The sequence below is a fragment of the Serratia sp. 506_PEND genome, from assembly GCF_001076875.1.
Lineage (GTDB): Bacteria > Pseudomonadota > Gammaproteobacteria > Enterobacterales > Enterobacteriaceae > Serratia > Serratia marcescens.
This window is the reverse complement of the sequence record NZ_JVEL01000059.1, coordinates 1-1,337: the sequence shown is the minus strand read 5'-3', so window position 1 is coordinate 1,337 and position 1,337 is coordinate 1. Positions and strand designations below refer to the sequence as shown.

Genomic DNA, 1,337 nt, shown 5'->3' with positions numbered 1-1,337 from the left:
TGCCTCTCTTCCTCGTATGACCAAACCACAGGTAGTAGATACTGCTGGGGTTATCGTAGCCCCATCGGAACAGATTTCTGTTCCCCAAAGCGATGAGGGACAGACTATTTGGTTTGAAACCAGGAAAATGACGGGGGGCTCACGTAACATCCTTGATCTTTCTATGAGGTCCCTGGTTGAGCGCGGAGACCCCAACGGCACTCCTTTTGACCTTGGTAATACACATTTCATGCGCGGTGGAGTCGAGTTTTTCGGTCTTGATCCCTCAGCTACCGACTTGAGCAAAAATATCACTCTCAACTTCGACGGGGTGGACTATTTTGAGAACACGATACTTTTTCCTGAAGGGAATAGCGCAAACGGCACGTGGCGTCTTCAGATCAAGGGAATCAGCGCTTCCGACACGAAGATTACTGACGTTTTCAGAGCCAAAGGTGAGGCTGAATACTTGGTCAGGAAAATAATCACCTTTACTAAAATTCAGGATAATTATTTCTTCATGTCTGTCTTTGCAGAATCTGAGCTTGAGAACTTCAAGGCGGCGTCTCGCATTTTGGCGCGAAACGGGGCAACAACAAGTGCCCGTCAGCTTGGACTGCTCTAAAATCGGCTGAGCCACTCTTCGTGTTTCCCTTTCCGGTTCCCGCTAATGCCGCCCTTGGCGCCACCGAACGTGAGCAGCAAGGCATTATCATTCAGCGGAACCCCTTCGGAAATGAACAGCGGAGCCTGATTAACTTCGCAGAAACGGGTTATGAACGAGGGGATATCGAAGCCGAATGCATATCCAGTTGTGCTCTGGTATGGAGGGTCGACATACACCACAGTATTGTCGGGTAAAGGGGCATCCAGGAGTGTCATGATATCCATGTGGAGACATGTTACTCCTTTCATGCCATTTACGAGGGCTTCAATTCGGCGATGCAGCTCAACGGGAGAAGGTTGCATCGGATTCGCAGGGCTGCGGCGTATACTCGTCGCGGTTGGTTCCCAGTAATCACGGAAGCATGCATTTGCCCAGCGTTCATTTTTGCGCCAAATTTGCTTTCCGCCAAAGGAGCTAGCCTGAAGTATGGGATAAAGTTCGACTTCATTATCACCTACCGGAAGTGCCGATAACGCCGACATATGGTCCTTGAAAAGCCGCTTATCATCCGGTAACCCGGACAAAATTCGATCAAAAACGGCCATGTTGAACGTACCAGAGCCAATGGCGGACCAGAAGGCACCCCAGGGGCTGATATCGAGCATCCGAATACGTGATGGATCGACGCCCCGGTTCACCAGTTCGATGGACACAGCGCCAGATCCGCAGCATAGGTCGTAGAATCGTGCAT

At 50.5% G+C, this 1,337-nt stretch carries 2 protein-coding genes; one reads left to right on the top strand and one right to left on the bottom strand.

Annotated elements, in window-relative coordinates; all coding sequences use genetic code 11:
• Positions 1-604 (top strand): hypothetical protein (locus ADK28_RS32010; RefSeq protein WP_161802684.1); only part of this gene is annotated, 604 nt, incomplete at its 5' end.
• Here the strand turns inward: ADK28_RS32010 and ADK28_RS02035 are convergent.
• Positions 601-1,299, bottom strand: coding sequence for a hypothetical protein (locus tag ADK28_RS02035; RefSeq protein ID WP_193392113.1), 699 nt, complete (start codon positions 1,297-1,299; stop codon positions 601-603). The genes ADK28_RS32010 and ADK28_RS02035 overlap by 4 nt on opposite strands.
• Between the last annotated feature and the right edge of the window lie 38 nt (positions 1,300-1,337).